Annotated in this window: 13 protein-coding genes; 12 read left to right on the top strand and 1 reads right to left on the bottom strand. The window is 75.2% G+C overall.

The window, feature by feature from the left end; translation table 11 throughout:
* Window positions 1–201 precede the first annotated feature (201 nt).
* From ACZ3ZE_RS13070 to ACZ3ZE_RS13025, 10 genes are all read left to right on the top strand, one after another.
* Window positions 202–7,473: an amino acid adenylation domain-containing protein gene (locus tag ACZ3ZE_RS13070; RefSeq protein WP_467258994.1), complete on the top strand. Its 7,272-nt coding sequence runs from the start codon at window positions 202–204 to the stop codon at window positions 7,471–7,473.
* Window positions 7,470–7,685 (top strand): MbtH family protein, encoded by a 216-nt coding sequence (locus ACZ3ZE_RS13065; RefSeq protein ID WP_467258992.1) that lies wholly within the window; start codon window positions 7,470–7,472, stop codon window positions 7,683–7,685. The genes ACZ3ZE_RS13070 and ACZ3ZE_RS13065 overlap by 4 nt, the downstream gene beginning before the upstream one ends.
* A gap of 221 nt (window positions 7,686–7,906) precedes the next feature.
* Window positions 7,907–8,317, top strand: coding sequence for a cobalamin B12-binding domain-containing protein (locus tag ACZ3ZE_RS13060; RefSeq protein ID WP_361174155.1), 411 nt, complete (start codon window positions 7,907–7,909; stop codon window positions 8,315–8,317).
* The gene (locus ACZ3ZE_RS13055; protein ID WP_361630132.1) at window positions 8,314–9,705 is read left to right on the top strand and encodes a methylaspartate mutase; all 1,392 of its coding nucleotides are present in this window, start codon (window positions 8,314–8,316) and stop codon (window positions 9,703–9,705) included. The genes ACZ3ZE_RS13060 and ACZ3ZE_RS13055 overlap by 4 nt, the downstream gene beginning before the upstream one ends.
* Window positions 9,706–9,835: 130 nt before the next feature.
* Window positions 9,836–10,843 (top strand): asparagine synthetase A, encoded by a 1,008-nt coding sequence (locus ACZ3ZE_RS13050; RefSeq protein WP_361174161.1) that lies wholly within the window; start codon window positions 9,836–9,838, stop codon window positions 10,841–10,843.
* A complete protein-coding gene (locus tag ACZ3ZE_RS13045; protein ID WP_467258989.1) occupies window positions 10,840–12,258 on the top strand; it encodes a glutamate synthase-related protein in 1,419 nt (472 codons plus the stop codon). Before ACZ3ZE_RS13050 ends, ACZ3ZE_RS13045 begins: the two co-directional genes overlap by 4 nt.
* Window positions 12,252–12,569: a hypothetical protein gene (locus ACZ3ZE_RS13040; RefSeq protein WP_361174168.1), complete on the top strand. Its 318-nt coding sequence runs from the start codon at window positions 12,252–12,254 to the stop codon at window positions 12,567–12,569. The genes ACZ3ZE_RS13045 and ACZ3ZE_RS13040 overlap by 7 nt, the downstream gene beginning before the upstream one ends.
* A 171-nt stretch (window positions 12,570–12,740) precedes the next feature.
* Window positions 12,741–14,030 carry an MFS transporter gene (locus ACZ3ZE_RS13035; protein WP_467258986.1) on the top strand — a complete coding sequence of 430 codons (1,290 nt, stop codon included), beginning with the start codon at window positions 12,741–12,743 and terminating at the stop codon, window positions 14,028–14,030.
* 253 nt (window positions 14,031–14,283) lie between these two features.
* Window positions 14,284–14,937 (top strand): 4'-phosphopantetheinyl transferase family protein, encoded by a 654-nt coding sequence (locus ACZ3ZE_RS13030; protein WP_467258983.1) that lies wholly within the window; start codon window positions 14,284–14,286, stop codon window positions 14,935–14,937.
* Window positions 14,938–15,167: 230 nt separating this feature from the next.
* Window positions 15,168–17,189 carry a CASTOR/POLLUX-related putative ion channel gene (locus tag ACZ3ZE_RS13025; RefSeq protein ID WP_467258980.1) on the top strand — a complete coding sequence of 674 codons (2,022 nt, stop codon included), beginning with the start codon at window positions 15,168–15,170 and terminating at the stop codon, window positions 17,187–17,189.
* Between the two features lie 43 nt (window positions 17,190–17,232).
* Here ACZ3ZE_RS13025 and ACZ3ZE_RS13020 read toward each other — a convergent pair whose 3' ends face one another.
* On the bottom strand, window positions 17,233–19,125 hold the full coding sequence (locus ACZ3ZE_RS13020; protein WP_467258977.1) for a transketolase: 1,893 nt from the start codon (window positions 19,123–19,125) through the stop codon (window positions 17,233–17,235).
* Window positions 19,126–19,393: 268 nt separating this feature from the next.
* Here ACZ3ZE_RS13020 and ACZ3ZE_RS13015 point away from each other — a divergent pair, with 268 nt between their 5' ends.
* Both ACZ3ZE_RS13015 and ACZ3ZE_RS13010 read left to right on the top strand, forming a co-directional pair.
* Window positions 19,394–20,011 (top strand): TIGR03086 family metal-binding protein, encoded by a 618-nt coding sequence (locus ACZ3ZE_RS13015; RefSeq protein WP_442305886.1) that lies wholly within the window; start codon window positions 19,394–19,396, stop codon window positions 20,009–20,011.
* Window positions 20,012–20,210: 199 nt separating this feature from the next.
* A complete protein-coding gene (locus tag ACZ3ZE_RS13010; protein ID WP_363292778.1) occupies window positions 20,211–20,675 on the top strand; it encodes an ATP-binding protein in 465 nt (154 codons plus the stop codon).
* Window positions 20,676–20,770: the final 95 nt, after the last annotated feature.

The following is a 20,770-nucleotide window of genomic DNA, read 5'->3' as shown; positions in this document are numbered from 1 at the left end:
CCCACAAGGCCCGGCGACTCCCGGGTCCACGCACCCCGTGGCATCCCCGCGCACCGGCAGCTCCGGGCGGCACTTCTGCCGCCCGGAGCTGCCGCGTCTACTGCCCCGGGAGCGCCCGGGTCGCACCTAGCGTGGACGGCACGGAGGCGAGAGGAACCGTTCGCCCCGGTCTCTCGGCCCCAGTCACCGGAGGAAGTCAGCATGGCCCCCAGAACGGAAGACCTGCTCGACGGCGGACCCTCTCCCGCCCCCGCCCCGCCCGTGCTCGACCTGATCGCCCGGCAGGAGCGCACCCGCCCCGACGCGGTCGCCCTCGTCCACGCCGACGCGCGGCTGACGTACGCAGAGCTCGGCGCCGCCGTCCGTGCGCGGGCCGCCCTGCTCGCCGCCGACGGCGCCGGTCCCGGCCGGCTCGTCGCCCTGCACCGGCCGCGCGGCATCGACGCGATCGTCGGCCTGCTCGCCGTCCTCGCCACCGGCGCCGCCTACCTGCCGCTCGACGTCCAGGCGCCCGACGCCCGCAACGAGGCCATCCTCAACGACGCCTGCGGCGCGGCCGCGCCCGCCCCGTCCGAGGTGGCCCGGCACGGCGAACTGGTCCTCGGCGGACCCGGCACCGACGCGGGCGCCGCCTACGTCATCTACACGTCCGGCTCCACCGGCGTCCCCAACGGCGTCGTCGTCGCCCACGACTCCCTCGCCCACTTCATCGCCGGCGCCACCCCCGCGTACGGCATCGACGCCGGCTCCGTCGTCCTCCAGTTCAGCCCGCTGCACTTCGACGCCAGCGTCCAGGAGGTCTTCGCGACGCTCGGTGCGGGCGGCACGCTCGTCCTGCGCACCGACGACATGCTCGACGTGGCCGAGCTCCTCGCCGGCTGCGCCCGGCACGGCGTCACCCTGCTCGACCTGCCCGCCGCGTACTGGCACGAGCTGGTCTACGTCCTCACCACCGGTTCGGTCCGCCTCCCGGACTGCCTGCGGACCGTCATCATCTACGGCGAGGCCGCGCTGCCCGAGCGGATCGGCCAGTGGCGCGGGCTCGTCGGCGACTCCGTACGGCTGCTCAACGCGTACGGGCCGACCGAGACGACCGTCGTCGCCACCGTCGCCGACCTCACCCGGCACGAGACCGGGCCGGTGCCGATCGGACGCCCGCTGCCCGGCGTGCGGGCCGCGATCGTCGGCGGCGAGCTGTGGCTCCTCGGCGGCGGCCTCACCCGGGGCTATCTGCACCGGCCCGAGCTGAACGCCCGCCGCTTCACCGAGCTCGACGGCGAACGCGCCTACCGCACCGGCGACCTCGTCACCCTCGGCGCGGACCGGCAGATCCTCTACCACGGGCGCCTCGACGACGAGGTGAAGATCGGCGGCCAGCGCATCGACCCCGCCGCCGTCGACTCCGTCCTCGCCGGGCACCCCGCCGTCCGGGAGGCCGCCGTCGTCGCCCAGCAGGACACCGACGGCGTCAAGCGGCTCGTCGCCTTCGTCGTCACCGAAGGCGGCACAGGCGCCGAGGAACTGCGCACCCACGTCCGGGACCGGATGCCCGCCGCGGCCGTCCCCACCGTCTCCGTCGTCGTCGCCCTGCCCCGCACCAGCTCCGGCAAGATCAACCGCAAGGTGCTGCGGACCACCGACCCCCGGCTGCCCGTCGTCCATGAGGAGCCGCTGCCCGCCGAGGACCGCGTCCCGCTCTCGCACGCCCAGCGGCGCCTGTGGCTGCTCGACCAGCTCGACGGGCCGTCCGGCGCCTACAACATGCCGATCGTCCTGCACCTGGACACGGCCCCCGACCGGGCGGCGCTCGCCGCCGCCGTCGCCGACCTCGCCGAACGGCACGAGGTGCTCCGTACGGTCTTCCTCGCCCCCGAGGACGAGCCGTACCAGCACATCCTCGCCCCCAGCGCGGTCCGGCTCCGCACGGTCGACGCCCCCTCGGCCGAACTCCCGGGCCTGATCGCCCGGTTCACCGCCGAGACCTTCGACCTCTCCCGCGAACTGCCGCTGCGCGTCGCCCTGTTCCTCCCCGAGGACGGAGCCGCCGGCGCCACCCTCGCGGTCCTGCTCCACCACGTCGCGGGCGACGGCTGGTCCCTCACCCCGCTCATGACCGACCTCGCCCGCGCCTACACGGCCCGCGCCGAGGGCCGTGCCCCCGAGTGGGAGCCGCTGCCCGTCCAGTACGCCGACTACACCCTCTGGCAGCACGACGTCCTCGGCGACGCCGACGACCCGGACTCCGTCCTCGCCCAGGGCCTCGCCCACTGGCGCGGCGCCCTCACCGGACAGCCCGCCGTCACCCCGCTGCCGCTCGACCGGCCCCGGCCCGCCGTCCGCGACCACGCGGGCGCCATGGTGGAGACCGCCCTCGACGCGGACGTCCACGCCCGCCTCGTCCACCTCGCCGAACAGCACGACGCCAGCCTCCTCATGGTCCTCCAGGCCGCCCTCGGACTGGCCCTGCGCGCCACCGGCGCGGGCGATGCCGTCGCCCTCGGCACCCCCGTCGCCGGCCGCGACGACGAAGCCCTCGACGAGCTCGTCGGCTTCTTCGTGAACACCCTCGTGCTGCCCACCGACACCTCGGGCGACCCCGCCTTCGCCACCCTCCTCGCCCGCGTCCGCGACACCGACCTGGGTGCCTTCGCCCACCAGCGGATCCCCTTCGACCTGCTCGTCGAACACCTCAACCCGCCCCGGCACCCCGGCGTCCACCCCCTCTTCCAGGTGATGCTCACCCTGAACGCCACCGGACCCGACCAGGGCGCCTTCCCGTTCGGCCCGGTCACCGGCCGGTTCGCCGAGGAGGACGGGCCCGCCACCACCAAGTTCGACCTCACCGCGGCCTGCGTCGACATCCGCGACGCCGACGGAGCCCCCGCCGGACTCCGCCTCGGCCTGGAGTACGCCCGGGACGTCTTCACCGACGAGCAGGTGCCCCGGATCCTCCTCACCGCCCTCGAACGCGCCCTGCGCACCGCCGCCGCCGACCCCGGCACCGCGCTGCCGGACGAGGCCCTCGTCCCCGCCGCCGACCGCCGCGCCCTCGACGAGCGCCGCGCCCGCGCCGGCGACACCGAGACGCCCGCCGACACCGCCGCGACCGGCGAGGGCGCCGACGCCGAACTCGTCGACACCCTGTGCGCGATGTTCGCCGAGGTCCTCGGGCTCGACCAGGTCGGCCCGCACGAAGGCTTCTTCACCATCGGCGGGCACTCCATGAGCGGCGTCCGCCTCGCCAACCGCGTCCGCGCCCGCCTCGGCGCCGACATCCAGGTCCGCGACCTGCTCCTCGCCCCCACCCCCGAAGCCCTCGCCCGCCGCATCGCCGCCGTCACCGCCCCCGCCGGCGGGTCCGCCACGGCCGACGGCGCCCCCGCCGCCCCCTCCCGGCCCCGGCCCACCCCGCGCGCCGACCGGCCCGACCGCGTCCCCCTCTCGTACGCGCAGCGCAGGCTCTGGTTCATCGACACCCTCGAAGGCCCCAGCGCCTCCTACAACATCCCGCTCGTCCTGCACCCCGCCGAGCCCCTCGACCCCGCCGTGCTCGCCGACGCCCTCGCCGACGTCTCCGACCGGCACGAGGTCCTCCGCACCCGCTACCGCGCCGTCGACGGCGAACCCCACCAGGAGATCCTGACCGGCGTCCGGCCCGCCCTCGACCGGCGCACCGTCCCCGCCGACCGCCTCGCCGACGCCGTCGCCGAAGCCGCCGGACACGTCTTCGACCTCGCCGAGGAGATCCCGCTGCGGGCCGCCCTCATCAGCCGCGAGGACACCGGCGCCGACAGGTCCGGGCAGGTCCTCGGCCGCGAGGACGACAGCACCGACGGGCCTGGGCAGGCCCTCAACCCCCAGGCCCCCGGCACCGACGCTCCCGGCCAGGTCCTCGTCCTGCTCGTCCACCACATCGCCGCCGACGGCTGGTCCACCGGGCCGCTCCTCGCCGACCTCGCCGCCGCCTACACGGCCCGCGCCGAGGGCCGAGCCCCGGAGTGGGAGCCGCTGCCCGTCCAGTACGCCGACTACACCCTCTGGCAGCACGACCTCCTCGAAGGACCCGGGGCCGACGCCCACCGCGACCACTGGCGCACCGCCCTCGCCGGCGCCCCCGCCGCCCTCGAACTGCCCGCCGCCCGCCCCCGGCCCGCCGAGGCGACCCACCGGGGCGACCGCGCCCCCGTCACCGTCGACGCCGCCACCCACGAGGCGCTGGAGAAGCTCGCCCGCGACAGCGGCGCCACCCTCTTCATGGTCCTCCAGGCCGCCCTCGCCGCCGTCCTCACCCGGCACGGCGCGGGCACCGACCTGCCGCTCGCCACCATGACCGCCGGCCGCGACGACGAACTCCTCGGCGGACTCGTCGGCTTCTTCGTCAACACCCTCGTGCTGCGCACCGACACCTCCGGCGACCCCGCCTTCACCGAGCTCCTCGACCGCGTCCGGCGCACCGACCTGGCCGCCTACGCCCACCAGGAACTCCCCTTCGACCGGGTCGTCGAGGACCTCAACCCGGTCCGCACCACCGCCCACCACCCGCTCGCGCAGATCGTCGTCCAGCTCCACCACGACTACACGCGGGGCGTCCCCGGCGCGGACACCGCCGCGCGCCTCTTCCGCGAGGACGCGCCCGACCTCCTCACCACCGTCACCACCAAGTTTGACCTCACGTTCGCCCTCGACGAGCGGCGCGACGCGGACGGCCGGCCCGCCGGTCTCGCCGGCGGACTGGAGTACGCCACCGACCTGTTCGACGCCTCCACCGCCGCCCTGCTCGCCGCCCACCTGGAGCGGACCCTGCACGCCGCCGCCGCCGACCCCGGCGTACGGATCGGGGAACTGCCCCTGCTCACCGACGCCGACCGCTTCCGGCTCGTCGCCGACTACAACGACACCGCCACCGTCCTGCCCGAACGCGGCACCGTCCACGGGCTGATCGCCCGCCGCGCCGCCCGCACCCCCGACGCGCCCGCCCTCCTCACCGACGACGAGACCCTCACGTACGCCGGTCTCGACGCCCGCGCCGACGCGCTCGCCGCCCGGCTGCGCGCCGCCGGAGTCCGGCGCGGCGACACCGTCGGCGTCCTGCTCGGCCGGGGCGTCCCGCTGATCGTGACCGCCCTCGCCGCCCTCAAGACCGGCGCCGCCTACCTGCCGCTCGACCCCCGCCTGCCCGAGGCGCGGATCCGGCTGATGCTGGAGGACAGCGGGGCGCGCCTCGTCGCCACCGACGGCGAGCACACCCCGCCGGAGGGGACGCCGGTGCTGCGCGTCGACGCGGGCGGCACCACCGACGCGGTGAGCGCGGTGGACTCGGCGGTGGACCCGTCGGAGCCCTCGGCCTCCGAGGACGACCTCATGTACGTGATGTTCACCTCCGGCTCCACCGGCCGGCCCAAGGGCGTCGGCGTCACCCACCGCAACGTCGTCGAACTCGCCGCCGACCGCGATCTCTCCCTCGGCCCGGACCGGCGCATGCTCGTCCACTCCGCGACCGGCTTCGACGCCTCCGTGTTCGAGATCTGGGCCCCGCTGCTGGGCGGCGGCAGCCTGGTCCTGCTGGCCGGCGACGGAACGGACCTCGAAGAGACCGCCCGCGCCGTCCGCCGCCACGGTGTCACCACCGCCTACTTCACCGTCGGCCTCTTCCACGTCATGGCCGACGAGGGACTCGACACCCTCCGCCGGCTGCGCGAGGTGTGGACCGGCGGCGACGTGGCCTCCCCGGCCGCCGTCCAGCGCGTCCTCACGCACTGCCCGGACACCGTCCTCGTGCACTCCTACGGCCCCACCGAGACGACCTTCGCCTCCCACAACCAGTGGTTCACGACGAAGCCCGGCGAAGGGCGCGTCCTGCGCGGCGCCGGACTCCACCTCGGGCGGCCGATGGACAACACCCGCAGCCACGTCCTCGACGAGCACCTCCGCCCCGTCCCGCCCGGCGTCCCCGGCGAGCTGTACGTGGCGGGCGGACACGTCGCGCGGGGCTACGTCGGGCGGGCCGGTCTGACCGCCGAACGGTTCGTCCCCGACCCCTTCGAGGGCGACGGCAGCCGCATGTACCGCACCGGCGACCGCGTGCTGTGGACCCCCGACGGCGAACTCCGCTTCCTCGGGCGGGCCGACGGACAGATCAAGCTCCGGGGCGTGCGCATCGAGCCCGGCGAGGTCGAGCGGGTGCTCGCCGCCCACCCGGCGGTCGGCCAGGTCCTCGCCGTCGTCCGCGAGGACCGGCCCGGCGACAAGAGCCTCGTCGGATACGTGGTCCCCCGCGCGGGCGACGCCGTCACCGAGGCCGAACTCCTCGCCGAGGCCCGCGCGCTGCTCCCCGAACACCTGGTGCCGTCGGCGGTCGTCGTCCTCGACGCCCTGCCGCTCACCGTCAACGGCAAGCCCGACCGGGCCGCCCTGCCCGCCCCGCACCGGCCCGCCGCCGACCCCGGCGGTCGCGCCCCGCGCAACGCCCGCGAGGAAGTCCTCTGCGCGCTGTTCGCCGAGATCCTCCAGGTCCCCGAAGTCGGCATCGACGACAACTTCTTCACCCTCGGCGGGCACTCCCTGCTCGGCGTCCGCCTCGTCAACCGGATGCGCGGCGTCCTCGGCGTCGAACGCACCGTCCGCGACCTGTTCCGCGCGCCCACCCCGGCCGGGCTCCTCGGCTCGCACGGGGACTCCGGTACGGGAGACGGCGACGCCTCCGCCCTCGGCGTGCTGCTCCCGCTCAGCACCCGGGGCACCCGCCGCCCGCTGTTCTGCGTGCACCCCGGCACCGGCGTCGGCTGGGCGTACGCCGGCCTCGCCCGGCACCTCGGCGACGACCAGCCGCTGTACGCCCTCCAGGCCCGCTCCCTCAGTGACCCCGGCCACCGGCCCGGCAGCATCGAGGAGATGGCCGACGCCTACCTGGAGCGGATCCGCGGCATCCAGCCCTGGGGCCCCTACCGGCTGCTCGGCTGGTCCTTCGGCGGCCTCGTCGCGCACACCGTCGCCGTACGGCTCCGCGAGGCGGGGGAGGAGGTCGAACTCCTCGCGCTCATGGACGTCCACCAGACCGGACCCGGCAGCGTCTCCGTGCTGCCGCCCGAGGAGCGCGCCGCCGCCGAGCCGCCCGCCGACCTCGCCGAGGCGATGGAGCGGATCCGCCGCGAGGACCCCGTCCTCGCCGGCTTCACCGCCTCCGAACTCCGTGCCGTGCTCCGCGCCTCGGAGACCCACGCCGGACTCATGGCCCGGCACGTCCCCGGCGTCGCCGACACCGACCTCCTGTTCTTCACCGCCCGCAGGCCGGCCGAACCGGAAGGCGCGCTCGCCGCCACCTGGATTCCCTTCACCGAGGGAATCATCGAGAACCACACCCTGGAACACGGACATCTCCAGATGGCCGAACCGGAACCACTCGCACACATCGGAAGCATTCTCGCGGAGAAGCTCTCCGCACTCCAGAAGAAAGAAATGAGGACTCAGTCATGAGCGATTCCATCAACCCGTTCGACAACGCCGAGGGCACCTTCCACGTCGTCGTCAACGACGAGGGCCAGCACTCCCTGTGGCCGACCTTCGCCTCCGTGCCGGCCGGCTGGATCAGCGTCTGGGGCCCCGGCGAGCGAGGCGAGGCCCTGGAGTTCATCAGCGTGAACTGGGACGACATCCGCCCGCGCAGCCTCGTCGCCCAGTACGCCTGACCCTGCCGTCCGCCCTCACCGAGCACGCCCCGACCAAGCTCCGAGCACGCTCCGTGCACGCCCCGAAGGCGCCGCGCCCCGCATCCCAAGAAGCGGGGCGCGGCGCCTTTTCCATGCCCTTTTCCCGAGCCTTCCCCCGGCATTTTCGGATGCGAAAGTGCCGGTCGTTGCTGCCGCTCGGACTTCCCCTTCCGGAACCTTCGGAAAATTACTCTTCAGGCATGAAGATTCTCTTGAGCGGAACCGCCTCGGATTCCCATACATGGAATCTCGTGTACCTCCGGCTCTTCCTGGAGGAACACGGCCACGAGGTCGTCGGCCTCGGCCCCTGCGTCGACGCCGAACTGCTCGCCGGCGCCTGCCTGCGGCACACCCCCGACGCGGTGGTGCTCAGCAGCGTCAACGGGCACGGCTACCGCGACGGCCTCGACGCCGTCCGCGCGCTCCGCGCCGAACCCGCCCTCGCCGCACTGCCCGTGGTCCTCGGCGGCAAGCTGGGCGTCGTCGGACGCCGCCAGGACGAAGAGCTCCAGCGCCTCCTGGACGCCGGCTGCGACGCCGTCCTCGGCGACGACACCGACGCCCTGCGCGCCTTCCTCGCCGCCCCGGCCCGCAGGGAGGTCCTGGCATGACCGCCGACGCCGCCACCGGCGCCTCCGGCGCGGGCTTCGGGGCCTTCGTCGCCGCCGCCTCCGCCGCAGGCCGGCTCGTCGTCCAGCCCCGCATGGGCTTCGGCGACCCGGAGCTCATGCGGACCGGCCTCGCCCGCACCCGCGCGGCGACCGCCCACACCGCCGGCACCCTCACCGTCGACAGCTACACCCGCGTCGGCGCCCTCGCCGCCGCCCGCGCCGCCGTCGCCGACGGAGCCCGCCTCAACGGCTACCCCATCGCCGCCCACTCCCCGGACACCACCCGCGCCGTCCTCGCCGGACTCCGCGGACCCGACTTCCCGGTCCAGGTCCGGCACGGCTCCGCCCGCCCCGAGGCCATCATCCGCGCCCTCACCGACGTCGGCCTCGACGCCACCGAAGGCGGCCCCGTCTCGTACTGCCTGCCCTACGGCCGCACCCCGCTGGGGGAGTCCGTCGCCGCCTGGGTCCGCGCCTGCGAACTCCTCGCCGAACGCAGCGCGGCCACCCCGCACCTGGAGAGCTTCGGCGGCTGCCTCCTCGGCCAGCTCTGCCCGCCCGGCCTGCTCGTCGCCATGAGCGTCCTGGAGTGCCTGTTCTTCGTCCAGCACGGGCTGCGCAGCGTCTCCCTCAGTTACGCCCAGCAGACCGACGCCACCCAGGACGAGGAGGCGCTGCGGGCCCTGCACCGGCTCGCCGCCGAGTTCCTCCCGGCCGGCGTCGAACACCACGTCGTCCTCTACACGTACATGGGCGTCTACCCCCGCACCGAGAGCGGAGCCCTCCGGCTCCTGGAAGCCTCCGCCCGCCTCGCCGTCCGCTCCGGGGCCGGGCGCCTCATCGTCAAGACCGCCGCCGAGGCCCACCGGATCCCCACCGTCGACGAGAACGTCCGCGCCCTGGAGACCGCGGCCGCCGCGGCCGCGCTCGCCGGCGCCCCCACCCCGGACACGGCCCCCGAGGACAGCGAGATCTACCAGGAGGCCCGCACCCTCGTCGAGACCGTCCTCGGCCTCCACCCCGACCTCGCCCGCGCCCTCCCCGCCGCCTTCGCCCGAGGCCTGCTCGACGTGCCCTTCTGCCTCCACCCCGACAACGCCGGCCGCTCCCTCGGCTACATCGACCCCGCGGGCCGCCTCCGCTGGGCCCGCACCGGCGCCATGCCCCTGCGCCCCGACACCGGCGCGGACACGAGCCCGTTCACTTCGGCCGGACTGCTCAAGGCCTTGCGGTACGTGGCTGATCGGTACGACGGCGACGGCGACGGCGACCGTGACCGTCGCGAGGACGCCGGCGACCGGCGCGACGGTCCGGGAGACCGCCGCGACGGCCCCGACGGCCGCCGCGACGGACCTGGCCGGCCGACCGCGACCGCGGTCACCGTCTGACCCGCACGACGCCCGACCCCTACCCGCCCCCACTCCGCCCGGCCGTGCGGCCCGACCGCCCGACCTCGGCCCCGAACTCCGCCCGACCGCCCGCACCCCCGCCCCTCCCGTACGAGATCAGGAGTCCGCCATGGACCAGCCCGCACCCTTCTCCGCCGCCCCGGCCGGCCCGCCCCCGCTCGGTGAGCACCTGCGCTCGCCCGAGCTGCGGGCCGCCATGCTCGTCCAGCAGGAGGCCCTCCAGGGCGCCCGCGACTACCTGCGCGGCCAGGGCTTCACCGAGCTGCTGCCGCCGCTCGTCGGACCCGTCACCGACCCGGGCGGGCGCGGCGCCAAGGCCCTGGACGTCGACTACTACGGGCACCCGTACAAGCTGATGACCAGCGCCATCCTCTACAAGCAGGCGTCCCTGCGCGGCTTCCCCCGGCTCTTCTACATCGCCCCCAACGTGCGCGTGGAGCCCGAGGAGACCGCCACGACCGGCCGGCACCTGGTCGAGTTCCACCAGATCGACGTCGAGATCGCCGACGCGGGCCGCGAGGAGGCCCAGGAGATCGCCGCCGGGCTCCTCACCCACGTCACCGAACACGTCTGGACGACCATCCCCGAGGTCCTCACCGGACTCGGCCGCATGGAGGCCGACTTCGGGGACATCCGCGCCGGGAAGTACGACGTGCGCACCCACGAGGAGGCCGTGACCCGGCTGCTCTCCCTCGGCCACCCGCAGAACCCCGACGGCGAGATCGACTGGGCCGGCGAGCGCATCCTCTCCCTGGAGAGCGACCGCCCGTTCTTCGTCGACGACTACCCCAAGGGCTCGCGCGGCTTCTACGACCGCGAGGACCCCGAGCGCCCCGGCGTGCTCCGCAACTTCGACCTGATCGCCCCGCACGGCTACGGCGAACTGGTCTCCGGCAGCGAGCGCGAGGCCGACTACGCCACCCTCGTCACCCGGATGCGGGAGAGCGGCGAGAACCCCGCCAAGTACGCCTGGTACCTGAAGGAGGCCCGCGAGGGCATCCCGTCCAGCGCCGGCTTCGGCATGGGCCTCCAGCGCCTGGTCCGCTTCCTCACCGGCTTCGACGCCCTGTGGCAGGTCAGCGCCTACCCGAAGCTGCCCGGAGTGGTGACCCCGTGACGATCATGATCCCGGCGGCTCCCGCCGTTCCCGCCGTTCCCGCCGTTCCCACCGTGAAGCCGATGGACGACGACTCCGCCTCGTCCGTCCCGCTCACCTCGTACGCACCGCTCACGTCCCCGGTGCTGCCCGCCCAGCCCGCCTCACGCGTCCCGTCCGTCCCGTCCGGGCTCTCCGCCCCCGGCTTCCCCGAGGAGCAGGTGCGGACGCGGGCCAGGACCGGATCCGCCGCCGTCTTCCCGGACCCCGCCGCCTACGGCGCCCGCCTCTTCGGCCCGGCACCCGCCGCCCACGGCGGGGACGCCCTGGACCGTACGCGGATCGTCCCGCCCGTCTTCATGCCGGAGCGCCTGGAGAAGCTCATCGACCTCGCCCGCGAGCCCGAGTTCGGCGACGTCGACCTCACCGCCCGCGTCGGCGGCTTCACCGCCCGGCTGCCCCTCTACCTCTCCGCGTTCGGCTCCACCCGGGCCGGCAGCGGCGACCTCGCCGTCCACGCGAGCCGCCAGGCCGCCCGCCTGGGCATCCCCATGGTCATCGGCGAGAACATGGTCCCCGTCCACGGCTACCGCAAGGCCGGCGACGCGACCCGCTCCGCCCTGCGCGCCCGCGTCGAGGCCTACCTGGAGGCCGTGCCCGACGGGGCCGGCGGCATCGTCGTCCAGCAGTCCACCGAGGACGCCGACTCCGAGGTGTGGAACCTCCTCTACAGCGACCCCGCCTTCCGCCCGCTCCTGGAGACGGGCCGTCTCGCCTTCGAGCTGAAGACCGGCCAGGGCGCCAAGCCCGGGCTCGGCGGCATGACCGTCGTCGGCCGCGCCGAGGCCGAGCAGCTCGCCCGCCGCTTCACGGTCCGGGAGGTCTTCGGCGAGGACGCGCCGCAGCGGCTCCGTTGCGCGACCCCCGGCACGTTCACCGAGGAGATCCTGCGCCAGCAGCTCCGCTTCATGCGCAACAACTTCCCCAAGGCCCGTACGTGGGTGAAGTTCCACCCCGGCCGTGACATCGACCGGGCCGCCCGTACCGCGTGGGCCGCCGGAGCGGACGCCGTCACCGTCGACGGCGCCGAGGGCGGTACCGGCTGGGCACCCGGAGTCTTCCTGGACCAGGTCGGACTGCCCCTCGCCGAGTGCCTGCGCCGGATCGGCCGCCCCGACGGCTGCCTCCTCGCCACCGGCGGCGTCTGGGAGGGCGGCCGGGCCGTCCGCGCCCTCGCCCTCGGGGCGAACGCCGTCGGCCTCGGCCGCGCCGCGCTCGTCGCCGTCGACGAGGACCCCGAGCACGGCCTGGAGCGCCTCGTCGAGGCCCTCGCCCTCGAACTCCGGCTGCTCATCAGCGCCCTCGGCAAGTACACGCCCGCCGCCCTGGCCCCGGACGACCTGTGGGACCCGGCCCAGGGAGCGGTCCCGTGTTGAGGCCGCCCCGGCGCGGCGCCTCCCGCACCGTGCACGCGCGTTTCTCGGTACGGGAGACCCCCGGCGTCACCGTCGGAGCGCCCGGCCCGCTGCCGTACGGCGTCGACGGCACCGCCCGCCGCACGGCGCAGCGCGCCCTCAGCGAGGCCGGCCGCGGCTACCTCGGCGGCCACGTCGAACTCCGCGCCCCCCGGGGCCTCGCCCCCCGCGTCCTGCGCAGGGCCACCGACCGCGCCGTGGCCCTGGCGGTGGCCGCCACCCTCCACGGCGCACCCCCGACCACCCGCATACGACTCCGACCCCGCACCTGACGGGGGGCACCTGCTCCGGCACCAACCCGGGCCTTCCTGCCCCCCAACCAACCCGGACCCCTCGCACCAACCCGGGCCCTCCTGCTCCCGCACCAAACGGGCCCCTCCCACCAACCGGTCCCCACTGCCCACCCCAGCCGGCAGCCGCCCCGCCCACAGAAAGCCGACCCCATGGCCACGCCCCTCGCCGATCCGCCCGCGCCCACCGTCGACTGGCGCCGTATCAGCAGCCTCGTCGTCGGCCAGGCAGCCGTCCAGGCGGGCAGTTTCGCGCTCCTCATCGCCATGAGCTGGACCGCCGTCCAGCTCGGCGGCCGAGGCGCCGTCACCGCCGTGACCCTCGCCGCCACCCTGCCACGCGCCCTGCTGCTCCTCTTCGGCGGCGCCCTGACCGACATCCTCGGACCGCGCGCCCTCCTGTTGCGCGCCACCAGCGTCCGCCTCCTCGTCCTGGCCGCCGGCACCGTGGTCACCGCCACCACCCACACCCTGTGGCCGCTGATCGTCATCGCCCTCGTCGACGGCATCCTGCTCGGCCTCACCGGCCCGGCCTCCGGCGTCCTGCTGCCCCACCTGGCGCCCCAGGAACAACTGGGCCGCGCCAACTCCCTCTATTCCATGGTGCTGCGCCTCGCCCCCATCGCGGGCTCCCCGCTCGGCGCCTGGCTCGTGGTGGTCGGCGGGCTGCCCGGCGCGATGACGGCCACCGCCATCGGCTGCGCCCTCTGGCTCGGCTGCGCCGCGCACGTCACGCACGACATGCGGCGGCCCGAGGCCGCAGGGAACGGCGGCCCGTCGCTGCTGAGCCGCTCGGGCGACGGCTTCCGTCTGCTCGCCGCGCACCCGCGCCTGCGCTGGATGTTCGTGGCGTGCTTCGCGATGGACCTGGCCTTCCTGTGGCCGGCGGAGGTCGCGCTGCCGCTGCGCGCCGCCGACCAGGGCTGGGGCGTGGGCGCGGTCGCGTTCGTCCTCGCCGCCTTCAGCGCGGGGGCGCTCGCCTCGGCCGCGCTCGGTGCCGCGCTCGCCCACCGCATCCCGACGCACCTCAAGCTGGTGGTGACGGGCACCGGACTGGCCCTCGGCATGGGCGCGATGGCCCTCGTTCCCTCGCCGGGGCTGCTCGCCGGGGCGGCCGCCGCCGTCGGCCTGCTCTCGGGCCTCAACGGCCCGGCCCTGGTCACGGCCTATCAGCAGGCCGTGCCCGAAGGCCGGATGGGCGCCGCGATGTCGACCTTCGCCCTGTCCGGGATCGGCGCGGCGCCGCTCTCGCTCGCCGTCTTCACCCCGGTATCGATGCACCTCGGGGTGACCGGCACCTGGCTGCTGTGCGCCGGCCTCGCCCTGGTCTCCCCGATCGCCGCCGCCTTCGCGCTGCGCGCCGACGCCACGGGGAAGGCCGCCGAACGGCGCACCGAGGACCGCATCCGTACCGCACCGGAGACCACCGCCACGTCCGTGTGAGGCAGACATGACCCCGCAGACCCCCGCAATTTCACCCACCCAGCACGCACCCGAGCCCACCCGACAGGAACCCGGGCCCACCCTGTACGCACCCGGGTCCACCCTGCACGCCCCCGGGCCCGCCCTGTACGCCCCCGGGCCCGCCGACCTCTACGTCCCTCCACCCGACCTGTCGGTTCCCTCTCCCCAACCGTCCGCCCCTTCTCCCCCTCTCCTCCGTCCGTCCCCGCTCCCGCCGCTGCCCTCGGCGCCGGTGCTGCCGCCCGGGCCCCGGGCGGGCCGCCCGCAGCTTTGGCTGGTCGCCACCGAGGTGCACGAGGACAGCGCCGCCCGCTACGCCTCCCTCGTCCTCGACGCGGAGGAGCTGGCGCGGGCAGGGGAGTTCCGGCGGCCGGGCGACCGCGCCACGTACCTGTGCGCGCACGTCGGCCTGCGCCGGCTGCTCGGCGCCCACCTCGGCGTCGCACCGCGCGGCGTCACGGTGGAACGGGCGCCCTGCCCCTGCTGCGGCGAGCCGCACGGGCGGCCGGTGCTCCCGGACGGGCGGCTGCACTTCTCGCTCTCCCACTGCGAGGGGATGAGCCTGATCGCCGTCGCGACCACCCCGGTGGGCGTGGACATCGAGCGGATCCCGGCCCCGCACCTCGTGGCCGAGCTCTCCGAGGTCCTCCACCCGGACGAGTCCGCCGAACTGGCGGCGCTCGCCCAGGACCGGCGCCCGGCGGCCTTCGCCCGGGTGTGGACGCGGAAGGAGGCGTACCTGAAGGGGACCGGGGTCGGGCTCGGCGCCGACCCCTCGGCGGAGTACGTCGGCTCGGGCCCCGTCCCGACCGCCCCGCCCGGCTGGCTCCTGGCCGACGTGGCCGTTCCGTCGGGCCACCAGGCGGCGGTGGCGGTCCGTCGGTGACGCCCCGGCGGTGACGCCGCCGGTGACCGCCGCCCCGCCGGTGGCCCCCCGGCGGGCCCCGCCCACCGGCCGTCCTGCCCATCGGCGGGGCGGCCGGGCGCGGACCCGGGCGCGCAGGGGAGCGCGGCGGCGCGCGCGGGTCGAACTCCTGACTCACGGCCGCCTGCCCGAAAGGATGAACGGCGCCCGTCGTCGGCGTTTCTCCCTGGTGCCGCCGTCACCCTGCTGACGTGCGTAAGGAGCGCGAGTACACGGTCCCGCCCCAGCGGACGAGCCGCCGCGCGGCCGTCCCTTCCCCGCCTGCCCTGGGCCCGCCCCGGTATCGGCCCGCGCCGCCGCCGCTGCGGGACCGTACGCGGTACTGGATCGACCGGACCGTGGTGAAGGGCATGACCACCGTCGCGGGCTGGCTGGCGCTGGCCTGCCTGGTCGTGGTGGCACCGGCGAGCGCCCTCCTCGTCTGGACCGACAGCCGTTCGCCCGACACGGTCCAGGGCAAGGTGGAGACCGTCTGGCGGACCGTCGGCCAGACCCTCAGGCTCGGCGGCGAGGTCGGCCCGCCGCTGCGGATCATCCTCTCCGTCCTGCTGGCCCTGGTCTCCCTGCTCTACGTCTCCACGCTCGTCGGCCTCGTCACGACCGCGATCACGGACCGCCTGACCGAGCTGCACCGGGGCCAGTCGACGGTCGTGGAACGCGGCCACTCGCTGGTCCTCGGCTGGTCCGAGCAGACCCCGACGCTCGTCGCCGAACTGCTCGCCGCGCACGCGCAGCGGCGGCACGGCGCGGTCGTGGTCCTCGCCGACCGCGACAAGCTGGACATGGAGCGGGAGTTACGGGCGGTGGTCACCGCCGTCGGCCGCCGCCGCGTGCGGCTGCTCTGCCGACGGGGCCGCCCCGCCGACCCGGCGGCCCTCGCCCGCGTCAGCCCGTCCGCCGCGGGGGCGGTCGTCGTGCTGCCGCCGGACACCCCTGAGGCCGACACCCAGGTCGTCAAGACCTTGCTCGCGCTGCGGGCCGTGGTGGGCGACGCGCGCCCGGTACGGGTCGTGGCGGCGGTCCGGCAGACCCGGCACGTGGCCACCGCCCGGCTCGCCGCCGGGCCGGGCGCGGTCGTCCTCGACGTCGACGGCATCGCGGCCCGGATCCTCGTCCAGTGCGTCCTCGAACCCGGGCTGGCGCTCGTCCTGGAGGACCTGCTCGACTTCGCCGGCGCCGAACTGCACGTCCACCGTGTTCCCGGGCTCGGCGGCCGGACCTTCGCCGAGCTGCGGGCGGCCTGCGCGGACGCGTGCGTGGTGGGTCTCGTACGCCCGGACGGCTCGCCGCTCCTCAACCCGCCGCCGCGCACCGTCCTCGCCCCCGGCGACGCCGTCGTCGTCCTGGCCGAGGACGAGACCCCACCGACCTGGACCACGACCCCGGCACCACCACCCCCGCCACCCCTTCCCGTAGAGCCGGTAATGCCCGTAGAGCCCGTAGAGCCCGTAGAGCCGGTAATGCCCGTAGAGCCCGTAGAGCCCGTAGAACCCGCAGAGCCCGTGAAGCCCACAGAGCCCCTGAAGCCGGCCAGGCCCGCGACCGGTGAAACGGCCGCGAAGCCCGCAGTCACCGGAGCCCCCGCCGGCGCCCGCGTCCCCGCCCCCCGCCGCGTCCTCGTCCTCGGCTGGAACCGGCGCGGCCCGGAGATCGTCGACGGCCTCGCCCGCAACGGCTGGGAGGCGACCCGCGCGGAGACCCTCCCCGCCCCGGACTCCGCCCCTCACGTGCTCGTCCTCGGCGGACCCGACGGGCACCCCGACCCCGACGAGCACACCCTCGTCACCCTCCTTCAACTCCGCGCCGCCGAGCGGGAGTCGGGCCGACGGGCCCCGACCGTCGCCGAACTGACGGACGCCCACCACCGTCCCCTCGCCCCGGGCGGCCGACACACGGACCTCGTGGTGGGCGGACGGCTCGTCGGCCTGCTCATGGCGCAGGTCTCGCAGACCACCGAACTCGCGTCGGCCTTCGACGAGCTGTTCTCCCCGACGGGCAACGCGGTCCGTCTCCGCCCCGCCACCGACTACGTCCCCGTCGGCACCGAGGCGTCTTTCGCCACGCTCGTCGAGGCCGCCGGCCGCCAGGGCGCCACCGCACTCGGCTACCGCACCGGCGTCTCCCGGACCCCGCTCCTCAACCCGCCGAAGACCGCGGCTCGCCGCTGGTCGCACGAGGACACCCTGATCGTCATCACACCGGCCTCTCCCTGAGCGGCGGGGAACGGCCCGGCGCGCCGCGCGTCGCCACCGGCCGCTACCGGTCCAGCAGGCCGCGGGCGGCGCGGGCGATGTGGGTGCGGGAGATGCCGGCCTCGTCGAGCAGCTCGGCCGTGGTGCCGGAGCCCGGCAGATGGGTGACCGCGAGGTGGGCGAAGGCCGGCTGGTGACCGCCCGGGGCGAGCGCGGACAGCACGGCCTCGCCGATGCCGCCCTCGGGGTGGTGGTCCTCGGCGACGACGAGGGCACCGGTCTCGCGGGCGGCCCGGACGAGGGTGTCGGTGTCGACCGGCTTGACGGAGTAGAGGTCGATGACACGCGCCTGGACGCCGTCGGCGGCCAGCTCGTCGGCGGCGGCGAGACATTCGTGCAGCGTCACGCCCGCGCCCACGAGGGTGACCCGGTCCCCTTCGTCCTGCCGCAGGGTCTTCGAGCCGCCTACCGGGAAGGTCTCGTCGGACGCGTACAGGACGGGATACGCGCCACGCGTGGTGCGCAGGTAGGAGATGCCGTCGAGGTCGGCCATGGTGGCGGTCAGGGCCGCCGCGGAGGTGGCGTCGCTGGGGTAGAGCACCGTGGAACCGAGGACGGCGCGCATCATCGCGAGGTCCTCGACGCCCATCTGAGAGGGCCCGTCCGCACCGATCTCGACGCCGCTGTGCGTCCCGCACAGCGACAGGGTGATCTGCGAGACGGCGGCCATGCGGATGAAGTCGTGGGCACGGGTGAGGAACGCGGCGAAGGTCGTGGCGTACGGGCGGAAGCCGCGCACGGCCATGCCGACGGCGTCGGCGATCATCTGCTGTTCGGCGATGTACGTCTGGAAGAAACGCTCCGGATGGGCCTTCTGGAAGTCCTCGGTGTGCGTGGAGTTGCCGACCTCGGCGTCCAGCGCGACCACCTCGGGGCGGGCGCCCAGCGCGGCGAGGGCCGCGCCGAACGCGACCCGGGTCGCGACCTTGTCCCCGACCTCGTAGCGCGGCAGCTCCACCGGCCCCGCCTCGGGCGTACCGGCGCCGGCGCGCGGGCTCGTGGCCGAGGCGGCCGGCGGCCGCGGGCCGCGTACACCCAGGTGGCGGACGCCGCCCAGCTCGGCGACGGCCCGCTCGGCCATGTCCTTGGGCAAGGGCTTGCCGTGCCAGCCGTTCTTGTCGGCGACCTCCGACACGCCACGGCCCTTGACCGTCCTGGCGACGACCACGGTGGGTGCCGTTCCGTCCGCGGCCACGGTCAGGGCCCGGTCGACCTCCGCCAGGTCGTGGCCGTCGACCACGAGAGCCCGGCAGCCGAAGGCCTCGACGCGCCGGGCGTACGCGTCGGTGTCCCACTCCAGCTCGGTGGGACCGCTCTGGCCGAGGCGGTTGACGTCGATGAGGGCGACGAAGTTCGCGAGCCGGTGGTGCCCGGCCTTGTCGAGCGCTTCCCAGACGGACCCCTCGGCCATCTCGCTGTCGCCGCACAGCACCCACACCCGGTACGGCTGCCGCTCCAGGTCCCGGCCCGCGAGCGCGATCCCCACCCCGTACGCGATGCCCTGGCCGAGGGAGCCGGTGGCCAGGTCCACCCAGGGCAGGATCGGGGTGGGGTGCCCCTGGAGGCGGTGGCCGAAGCGCCGGTAGGTCGTCATCAGCTCGTCGTCGTCGATCGCGCCGGCCGCCTTGAACATCGCGTACAGAAGGGGCGACGCGTGCCCCTTGGAGAAGATCAGGTGATCACCGGCCGGGTCGTCCGGAGCCGCCCAGTCGTAGCGGAGATGGCGGGTCATGAGCACCGCCATCAGATCGGCCGCCGACAGGCTGGACGTGGGGTGACCCGAGCCCGCCGCCGTGCTGGCGCGCACCGAGTCGACCCTGAGCTGTTGCGCCAGTTCGAAGACCTGGGTGAGGTCGCTGTCGGGTCCGAGCGTGACGGTGGGGGGCGCTGCGGTCATGACGAAGGTCCCTTCCTGCGGGGCGGGCGGGCGCGGCGAGTGGTCTTCGGCCACCGGGTCAGGGGTTCCCGGCCGCACACGGCCGATCACGCCCGGCGCGCGACTTGGGCCGCTCGGGTGCGGCGTTGACCCTTTTGCGTCTGCTCGGGGTGCTCGGGTGGTATGCCTCGCTCTTCGGCAGGAAGGCGAATGAACCACCCTTCCCGCGATGAGTTCGTGGCGTGCTACCGGTCCACCCTTCAGACCCGTCTTTCCGGAGGAACGGCAGATGACCCCCTTGACCCCTCTCGATCTCGACCTCGGACCCCAGACGCTGATCGTGGCGCGGCTCGCGGCGGGCGTTTCGGAGGTCCGGCTCGCCGACCGGACGCCCTGCCCGGAATACGCGGTGGCCGACCTGCTGGGGCACCTGACGGGCCTGTCCGTGGCCTTTCGTGACTCCGCCCGCAAGGACCTGGGCCCCAGCACGGCCGTCCCGCCCGGCAGCACCCGGCCGATCCTGCCGGCCCAGTGGCGTACGGAGCTGCCCCGGGTTCTGGCGGAGCTGGCCGAAGCCTGGAGGGATCCGGGCGCGTGGACGGGATTCACCCGCGCGGGCGGTGTGGACCTGCCCGGCGAGGTCGCGGCGATGGTGGCCGCCGACGAACTCGTGATCCACGGATGGGACCTGGCCCGGGCCACCGGTCAGGACTACGCCCCCGACCCGGCCGCGCTGCGCGCCTCGCACGCGTTCCTGCTGGCCGCGGCCGAGGAAGAGGACAGCGGCGGCATCTTCGGCCCCGTCGTGCCCGTCCCGGAACGGTCCCCGCTGTTGGACCTCACGGTGGGCCTGAGCGGCCGCGACCCGAACTGGACGCCGTCGTCCGGCGCGCGGGACGACGGCTGACGCCGTCAGGTCCCTCCGTCTCTTCGCGCGGGGAGATCGACGACGGACACGACGCACACGAACAGAGGCCCGGCACGCCGGGGGGACGGCGGCGGAGGTGATCCTGGATACGGGCGGTGTGGAAACCGTGAAGTGGGGAAAGGCGGAGTACGAGGTGCCCAGCGCGCCCGCCCATCCGTACGAGAGGAGTTCCGGGTCCATGACGGACGCCATCACCGCCGAGCGCGCGGCGCCGGAACCCGTGCTGTCGGCGAGTGCCGTGTTCGACGGCACCGCCGACGGCGGCGCGATCGGGGCCGCCCGCGCGTTCACCGTGGACTTCCTCACGGCCGCGCCGGCCGTCCGGCACCGACCGGTGACGCAGGACCGAGTCGACCTGGCCATGCTGGTGGTCAGCGAACTGGTGACCAACGCGGTCCGGCACACGTCCGGCCCCTGCCGACTCCTTCTCGAGCTGCGTCGGGACGCTCTGGAGATCTCGGTGTTCGACCGCGCGACCGCCGCTCCCGTACCCCGTGGGCACGACCCGCGCCGGATAGGTCAACACGGCCTTGAGATCGTCCTCGCCGTGTGCGAGAGCGTGGCCGTGGAGCCGGACCCGCAGGGCAAACGGGTCCGGGCCCGCCTCGCGCTGCTGCCGGCGGACGCCGGGACAGACGCCTGACGGACCGGCTCCCGACGGACGACCGAATCCCGACGGACCGGCTCCTGACGGACGACCGACGCGTGACGGACGACCGACTCCTGACGGAACGGCGC

It is taken from the genome of Streptomyces sp. NPDC023157, assembly GCF_055560575.1.
This window is presented reverse-complemented; position numbering and strand designations above follow the sequence as displayed.

What these genes read in the sequence shown, in the direction of transcription:
- ACZ3ZE_RS13015 (WP_442305886.1), top strand. Translation starts at nt 19,394, where the DNA reads ATGACCCCCTTGACCCCTCTCGATCTCGACCTCGGACCCCAGACGCTG.
- ACZ3ZE_RS13055 (WP_361630132.1), top strand. Translation starts at nt 8,314, where the DNA reads ATGACCGCCGACGCCGCCACCGGCGCCTCCGGCGCGGGCTTCGGGGCC.
- ACZ3ZE_RS13065 (WP_467258992.1), top strand. Translation starts at nt 7,470, where the DNA reads ATGAGCGATTCCATCAACCCGTTCGACAACGCCGAGGGCACCTTCCAC.
- ACZ3ZE_RS13020 (WP_467258977.1), bottom strand. Translation starts at nt 19,125, where the DNA reads ATGACCGCAGCGCCCCCCACCGTCACGCTCGGACCCGACAGCGACCTC.
- ACZ3ZE_RS13050 (WP_361174161.1), top strand. Translation starts at nt 9,836, where the DNA reads ATGGACCAGCCCGCACCCTTCTCCGCCGCCCCGGCCGGCCCGCCCCCG.
- ACZ3ZE_RS13010 (WP_363292778.1), top strand. Translation starts at nt 20,211, where the DNA reads ATGACGGACGCCATCACCGCCGAGCGCGCGGCGCCGGAACCCGTGCTG.
- ACZ3ZE_RS13035 (WP_467258986.1), top strand. Translation starts at nt 12,741, where the DNA reads ATGGCCACGCCCCTCGCCGATCCGCCCGCGCCCACCGTCGACTGGCGC.
- ACZ3ZE_RS13060 (WP_361174155.1), top strand. Translation starts at nt 7,907, where the DNA reads ATGAAGATTCTCTTGAGCGGAACCGCCTCGGATTCCCATACATGGAAT.
- ACZ3ZE_RS13070 (WP_467258994.1), top strand. Translation starts at nt 202, where the DNA reads ATGGCCCCCAGAACGGAAGACCTGCTCGACGGCGGACCCTCTCCCGCC.